Source organism: Azospirillum brasilense (assembly GCF_003349955.1).
Classification (GTDB): Bacteria; Pseudomonadota; Alphaproteobacteria; order Azospirillales; family Azospirillaceae; genus Azospirillum; species Azospirillum brasilense_B.
In genome coordinates this window covers 1-6,976 of sequence record NZ_QLKQ01000140.1, presented here as the reverse complement: position 1 = coordinate 6,976, position 6,976 = coordinate 1, and the positions used below count along the sequence as shown (strand labels likewise).

The 6,976-nt window shown below is 64.3% G+C and carries 6 protein-coding genes; 1 reads left to right on the top strand and 5 read right to left on the bottom strand.

What is annotated here, in order from left to right; all coding sequences use genetic code 11:
• Both DXK32_RS31300 and DXK32_RS31295 read right to left on the bottom strand, forming a co-directional pair.
• Positions 1–1,652, bottom strand: a 1,652-nt coding sequence (locus DXK32_RS31300) for a hypothetical protein (RefSeq protein WP_432612373.1), incomplete at its 3' end; no start/stop codon positions are given.
• Positions 1,653–2,080: 428 nt separating this feature from the next.
• Positions 2,081–3,100 (bottom strand): IS1380 family transposase, encoded by a 1,020-nt coding sequence (locus DXK32_RS31295; RefSeq protein WP_114862067.1) that lies wholly within the window; start codon positions 3,098–3,100, stop codon positions 2,081–2,083.
• A gap of 552 nt (positions 3,101–3,652) precedes the next feature.
• On the opposite strand from DXK32_RS31295, the gene DXK32_RS31290 reads away from it, so the two are divergent.
• Complete coding sequence (locus DXK32_RS31290) at positions 3,653–5,146, top strand: strawberry notch C-terminal domain-containing protein (protein ID WP_114862066.1); 1,494 nt, start codon at positions 3,653–3,655, stop codon at positions 5,144–5,146.
• A 165-nt stretch (positions 5,147–5,311) separates the two neighbouring features.
• Here the strand turns inward: DXK32_RS31290 and DXK32_RS31285 are convergent, their stop codons facing one another.
• From DXK32_RS31285 to DXK32_RS31280, 3 genes are all read right to left on the bottom strand, one after another.
• The gene (locus tag DXK32_RS31285; RefSeq protein WP_114862065.1) at positions 5,312–6,154 is read right to left on the bottom strand and encodes a glycosyltransferase family A protein; all 843 of its coding nucleotides are present in this window, start codon (positions 6,152–6,154) and stop codon (positions 5,312–5,314) included.
• A 151-nt stretch (positions 6,155–6,305) separates the two neighbouring features.
• Positions 6,306–6,551: a hypothetical protein gene (locus DXK32_RS32495; protein ID WP_162801435.1), complete on the bottom strand. Its 246-nt coding sequence runs from the start codon at positions 6,549–6,551 to the stop codon at positions 6,306–6,308.
• The gene (locus tag DXK32_RS31280) at positions 6,551–6,886 is read right to left on the bottom strand and encodes a hypothetical protein (RefSeq protein WP_114862064.1); all 336 of its coding nucleotides are present in this window, start codon (positions 6,884–6,886) and stop codon (positions 6,551–6,553) included. The genes DXK32_RS32495 and DXK32_RS31280 overlap by 1 nt, the downstream gene beginning before the upstream one ends.
• Positions 6,887–6,976 lie beyond the last annotated feature (90 nt).

The following is a 6,976-nucleotide window of genomic DNA, read 5'->3' as shown; positions in this document are numbered from 1 at the left end:
CGGGCGTAGACGCCGTAACCGCTGCCGTCCTGCCCGTTCGACGCCCAGGTGACCACCTGCGTCCCATTCGCCAGCACCGTCACCGAGGGAAGCAGTTGATCGTTGACCACGGTGGGGTTCACTGCCCTTTCCTGGCCGGACACGAACGATGTGGCTGGGGCAAAGGTCTGCGTGGTGGCAATGTCCCAGTCCGACCAGCGCACCCCATCCGACACGCGCACAAGGATGGCGTCCGAAGCGGCGGCGCTGCCGCCGACGAAGCGGAGCGTGCCGAGTTGGTCGGCTGTCACGGCGATGGTCTGTCCAGAAGCCTGGACCACACCGTTCAACTCGAAATGACCGCTCGCCGCCGACGCATTGGTGTCGATGAACTCGTACTGGATGATGCGCTGCAGTCCGCTCGTCGCCCAGGATTCGCCTTGAGCATGGCCGGGATGGATCAGTGTGGCAGCGAGAAGGGACTCGCCCGCCTGCACCCCGACGCTCTGCGCGGTGAACACCGGCGCGGCCTCGCTCGGGGTGAATTCGCGGATCTGGATGCCGTAACCCGAACCGTCCTGCCCGGCCCAGACGGCGACGAAGCCGCCATCGGCACGGGCGGCCAGCACAGGCTGCACTTGGTTGCCCGCGATGTTCTGCGCCAGCAGGAAATCCCCGCCGAGCTTGTTGCCGGCCGCGTCGTAGCGCTGGGCATAGACGCCGTAGCCGCTGCCGTCCTGTGCCGCGGAGGTCCAGGCGATGACATAGCCGCCATCGGCCAGCGCCGTCACGCTGGGCTGCTGCTGGTCACCGGCGACGAAATTGTTGACCCGCGTCTCACCGCCCAGCGGGCGACCCAGGGCATCGTAGCGCCGTGCGAAGATGCCGTTTCCGCTGAGGTCCAGGCCGCCCTCACACATCGAGACGACCACGTAGCCGCCATCGGCCAGCGCGGCGACCATGTTCTGACTCTGGTTGTAATTGCCGTAGGTGCTGACCCGCGAAACGGAGCCGACGGCGGTGTTGCTGGCGGAGAAGACCTGGGTGTAGACGTCCACATAGTAGCCGGGCTGGCTGATGGTGTCGGTCCAACTGACCGCATAGCCACCGCCGGCCAGTCCCGTCACGTTGAGAGAAGCCCCGTTTGAGATTCCAAGGCTGAAGATTCCGGTCAAGGGGGTGCCGTTGGCGGCGAAGCGCTGACCCCAGACCGTGCCGTTCTGCAGCCAGACCATAACCGCGCTGCCGTCGGCCAGTTGGGCCGCTTCCGAGTATGCCGCGTAGGAGACGGCCAGCTTCCACTCGCTGCCCACGGCGTTGCCCGCGGCATCGTAGAACCGGGCATAGACGCCGGAGTTGCGGATATCGGGTTGGCTGACGGCATCAACCTCGTCCCAGACGACCATGAAGCCACCGTTGCCAAGCCCGGTCACCTTGGGATTGCTCTGGCTCTTATCGGTGGAGGCGTTCACCCGGAATTCGTCACCCAGCGGTTGGCCATGGCCGTCGAGCAGGCGGGCGTAGACGCCGTAACCGCTGCCGTCCTGCCCGTTCGACGCCCAGGTGACCAACTGCGTCCCATTCGCCAGCACCGTCACCGACGGCTGATGCTGATCAGACGTTACCGTCGTGTTGACCAAAATTTCTGAACCGGAAATAATACTAACGGCCATGGCACTAATCTCCAAAATTATCTTCTGGTTTAAGCTCAAAAAAATACACGATATTTTATTCTAGCCATGATAAATTTTGGTATTTTCGTGCGTTATTTAGACGCATACGCGCATACACGCATATGCATTTGATGAGGAGGCGCCAAATTTCTTTTATGATGTTTTCAGTCTGGAGAAGTCAGGTAAAACTTAACCCCTCAAGAAGTTGTAGTGAATCGGGTTATGCAGTCCAGAATGAAACCATCCAAGTGCTGACAGTTCACAACCGGGGTGATCTGCCACCTCATCACTCCCCTTAGCCCGGATCATTCATCAGCGTTTTGGAACGGCTGCCCGGAGGCGCGTCGATGGGTGGCGCCAACGGCGCGGCATGACGGGGCTGGAGGGTTGCGGGGACAGGTTCGTTCGGGGGCACGTCGCCCCGGCGGTCATGGCGGCAGCTTGACGGCGCGGGCGGCCAGCATCGCGAGGCTTTCCTGGTAGGGGAAGCTGGAGGACAACGACACCTTGACGCGCGTTACCATCTCGGTGACCCGCGCCGCCACCTTGATGAGGCCGAGGCGCAGCGTGTCGAACTGGGCATCCCGCCAGAACGATGCCTTCGGCGCCAAGCCGCGCACGGTGTGCAGCAGCCAGTAGGCGGCGGTGTGGATGAGCAACCGAAACTGGTTGGCCGTCGGCTTGCTGCACGAGGTGCGGTCGGAGGCGAGGTGCAGCTTGTGCGCCTTGATCAGGTTCTCCATTTGTCCGCGAGCGCAGTAGATGGTCTCGTACAGCGCCTTGGGCGTGCCCGCGAGATTGGTGACGATGAAGCGCGTGTCCGTGCCCTGGGCCGACGCCTCGATGCGCGTGACGACCCGGCGCTCGACCTTCCAGGTGCGAGCGGTGTAGCGGAACTCGCCGAAGCGCCGGACCTTGTCCGCCTCCCCGGCAAGCCGGCCCATCGCGGCATCCTCGGCCAGGTCGGCGACCCGCCTGAGCAGGACCGTGTTGCCGCCCAAGCCGAAGACGTAGCCGACGCGGTTGCGTTCGCACCAGCTCATCGCCTCGTGGCGGCCGTAATGGCTGTCGCCGCGCACCAGGATATCGACGCGCGGCCAGCGGGCGCGGATGGCGCGCACGACGTGGCGCAGCACCAGCGCCACCTCGGTGCCGTCCGGCGTCTTGCCGGGGCGCAGGGTGTCGCAGTCGTTGGCATCCGGGTAGCCGGCGGCGATCAGCAGGGCACGGAAGCGGATCATCTCAGCCAGCGTGTGCCGGACGCGTTCGGGAGCGCGCGGATCCTCGATGCAGCCCGCCAGGCGCTCGCAGATCCCGAGCTGCCGGTCGATCTCGGCCAGCGGCAGGACGCCAGCGTCGGAGGTGAGACGGCCGCCATCGAAGGCGGCGATGACCGGCTTGCCGGCAACCGGTGACAAGCCGGGCAGAACCCCGGTACTCTCGGCCATGGCGGGCGTGAACTCCGTTGATCCGTGGTGAGACTGCTTCAGCACCAGAATCATACACGAATTCAGCGGCTTAACCTCGCGCCCGCCGCCCCAGCTTCAGCTCTGGTGAATTATCCGGGTTAGCAGGAGAGCCTACCCGGGCTCGCCACGATTCCTGGTTGGTCCATGCGGCGGCGAATACATCAGCCATCACCTGAACATCACCGGGGATAGCAGTTCATGGCCGAGCAATCTCAACTTCAGGAGAAGCCCAACACCTCCCGCCCCACCGCGTCTTGTAAACGGGAACAGGCGCGTCACCCAGCTATGGCCGGATCATCGCTAACGAGCAGTGCACGCTCAAAATGAAAGCATGCTCAGCCACCTCGTGAAGCACTTTCCATTTTAAAATGCGCGTTTTATCTCAAACATAAATTTCAGATTTCGCTCTGAGTGTTCGTTGTCCACTCAACAGCACCACCGTAAAGTCAACTATCACCGCCCTCTCTACTGACCCGGCATCCGTTTCGCGATGCCGGGCACACCCCGTTCTTGCCCTCATGGGGAACCCGCATGTCCGTCTCCGCCCAGGTGCGCGCTCCGCAGCTTGCCGACCTCTCCGCCCATATCGGCGCTGGTACCAAAATCTCCCTGCAATTCCTGATCGGCATCGCCAACCAGCACTTCGGCGGCACCATGGCCGCAGGCACCTACACGACGGCGGACGCCTACGACCTTGCGGAACAGGCGCTCAACAAGCTGATCCTGGAGCTCCGGGTCATGCTGGCGCCCACGGTCGGGCTGGTGTCCGCCCAAGTCAGGGTTGGCGACCTGGAGGCTATGGGCGCGCTGCTGCCGACGCGCACCCGGCGGGATGACGAGGTCGAGGCCTTCGACCAGTTCAGCACGCCCCCCGCCCTTGGCTTCGCCGCAGCGTGGCTCGCGGACTTGAAGCCCGGTGATGTCGTGCTGGAGCCGAGCGCCGGCAGCGGCCTCAACATCGGCGAGTTCCAGAGGCAGTTGGGCTTGAAGCTGCTGAACGAGGAAGGCGACCTCCTCATCGCGAAACTGCCGACCGTGAAGCAGTTCTTGAACCGCCTGCTGTCGATGTGCGTCGATCCGATGAACCGCCTCTTCGATGAGTTCGCCTCCCGGCTGGATCAGGCCGTGGAAGCGGCGGCCGAGGCCGGCTTGCTCAACGTCGGGGTGGAGACCGTCATCGCGGACAGCATCGAGGTCATGTCGCCGCCGCGCGTCGTCTACACCTGCCCCAGGACCGGCGCCGAAACGACCTACACCGAACTCAAGGTCTGGCGCCGGAACAACCCCATCACCTATGACGAGGTGATGGAGAAGCACCCCGACATCATCCGGTTCGTGAAGAACCGGAGGACCGGGCGCGTCTACGCCCTCCGCCCGGCGCACAACCGCACCGACCTCAAGGACGGCTCCGTGGTGCCGCAGTACCGGCTCGTCGGGCCTCTGCACACCCATTACGTCGATGCGAAGCACATCGATGACCGTCACGCGACCTACGAGTTCATGGACCGCAGGAAGGCACCGTCCGCTTGGGCCGCGGAGGTCGGGCAGAGCGAGCCGTTCCAGGTCGAGGCCATGCACGTCATCTCCGGCATCCTGCTCCCGATCTGGGACAAGTTGGCCGACACCGGCGAGCCCAAGGTCTATCGGCTACAGACCGATGACGGCGCCCGCCTTCTGGGGCGCGTCGTCCCGGCGGTGCAGATCCGTCAGGTCCTCGCCAAACTGGGGGCCAGCTACGGGAAACCCTGGTCACCAAAGGAGGCCATCAAGACAGTGTTGGCCGGTCATGACCTCCTGCTCGCCAACGGCTGGAAGCTGGCGCGGGCCAAGGTCTCCGGCGAGGCCCGCATCGAACTGAAGGGGCCGTTGTGGGGGGACTATTATCAGGATCTGAAGAAGGTCGGAGTGATCCAGGAGATGATCTCCGGCACCACCCGGTTCTTCGTGCCGCACGGCGGGCCGGGGGTGATGGCGAAGGTGATCCAGTTCCGGCCCGTGGTGGATGGAGGGATAGCGGGGCGCTAAGCTCCGCTTTAAATTTGGGGGGCCCGCGTTCCACCGCACGCTGGCCGCCCCGTCGCCCAGCGTATGCCGGAGCAGGGCCGCGTTGACCAGGATGCCGGAACTGCCGGGATCGAGCGTGACCGCGCGCCGGATCGCCGCGGCGCCGAAGGCGAGATAGCCAGCATGTCAACCCGGCCGGGACGGCTGGAAGCAGCGCTGGAGCACGTCCGTCCGATGCCGGGTTAGGGCGGCGTACCGTCCCTGACGGTCGAGAACCTGCGGACGAACGGTTTCCTCCTCTGGGCTCAGGACATTGATGTTCGCCTCCGGCGGTTGGCAGAAGCGGACATACTGGCGGTCGAAGGCGTTGCCGGGACGGCGGGTGTAGCGAACCGTCACATGGTCGGTCATCCGGTGCCTGAAACTGTCGGAAAGCAGGCTGGAATAAAGCGCATCCTCGACCTGCCACGTCCGCAGGTTCGGGTCCGGGCTGAATCCGCCGATGAAGCGGTGGCATTCGATGCGAACGCACAGGTTGATGACCAGCGTGTTGCGGATGGCACCATACCAGCTTGGATGAACCGGGTCGGCCAGTTCCACCCCTGTGCGCACGAATCCGGTCTCCGGGTCGCGGTCCAGCGCCTCGATGCAGAGGCCGACGTGATCGGAAAAATACTCGTCGTCGTCGTCGAGGAAGAACAGATACTGCGGGCGTCCTTGCGCCGCACCCGTGTTGCGGCTGGCGCTGGCACCCCGGTTGTCCGAGTTGCGGACGAGAAGGACCTCGACCGGGCTCGTGGCCGCGAAGGCAACGATCTGGTCGGCGGTGTCGTCGGAGGACGCATCATCGACGGCAACGATCCGGAAATCCGACGTCGAATCGCAACTCTTTCCAACATGGGCGGCGATGCTGTCCACGGCGCTGTTCAAGGTGCGCTGAATGTAGGAAGCGGCGTTGCGACAAGGGACGACAACGGAAGCCCGATGGCTGTAGAAAGCGTGAGGCACGTTCTTCTCTTCGACGTTCAATGGCGTTTTCCGGTCCCAAAGCGCCGCCGAACGTGCATCGCATCACGCCGAGGACGCACGGGCAGGCGGTTCTCCAACAACCTCGCCTACATTACAGAAGCCGTGGGGCACTGTCACACCAACGGTCGAGGCGCGAGATAATCCGTGAGCTTCAGGCGGTCTCACGCCGTAGCGTTTGCGACGGGCAGCCGGCCACGGCCTGCGCCCGGCAGGTGCGCAGAGTGCGGCGGGATATGACCTCGGGATCGCTGGACTCGTGGCTGGCGGCAGCGGTCCAGGGGACTTTGCGCACGGCGGCTCCGTAACCGGTCGGCTCCGGCGTGACGGTCACCACGACGAAGCTGGACGGTTCGGCTGCGGCGGTCCGTATGGCCTGCCGCGAAGGAAAACAGATCATCAGGCATGCGCTACCTCCGCCGCCAGCTTGTAGATGTTGCAGCAATGGACGACGAAGGTCAGCGCCACGATCTCCGGATTGTCCTCCCACCGCTCACCAAGCTTGTCGTGCAGGCTGTTCCAGAGTTGGCGGAATGCCTCGACTGGCTCCATCGCTTCCGGCTGCCCGCAACAGCCCCCAAGATACACCCCGCAGGCGTCGCTCGGAACGCCGCAGCACCGCTCTGTCTCTACACCTTCAGCGATCGCATCCTCCTCCGTGATGTCCTGGAGACGCTGGAACCGGACGTCCTCCACGACGAGTGTGATCCGGCTGGCCCAACGTGGCATGTGCATCGCCGGCTTCCAGGTGAAGCCCGACCCGCCTCCCGGAGCCCATCACAAACCGGGGGCAGCTTCGGCGACGGAGGGCATGCGGAAGGCGGG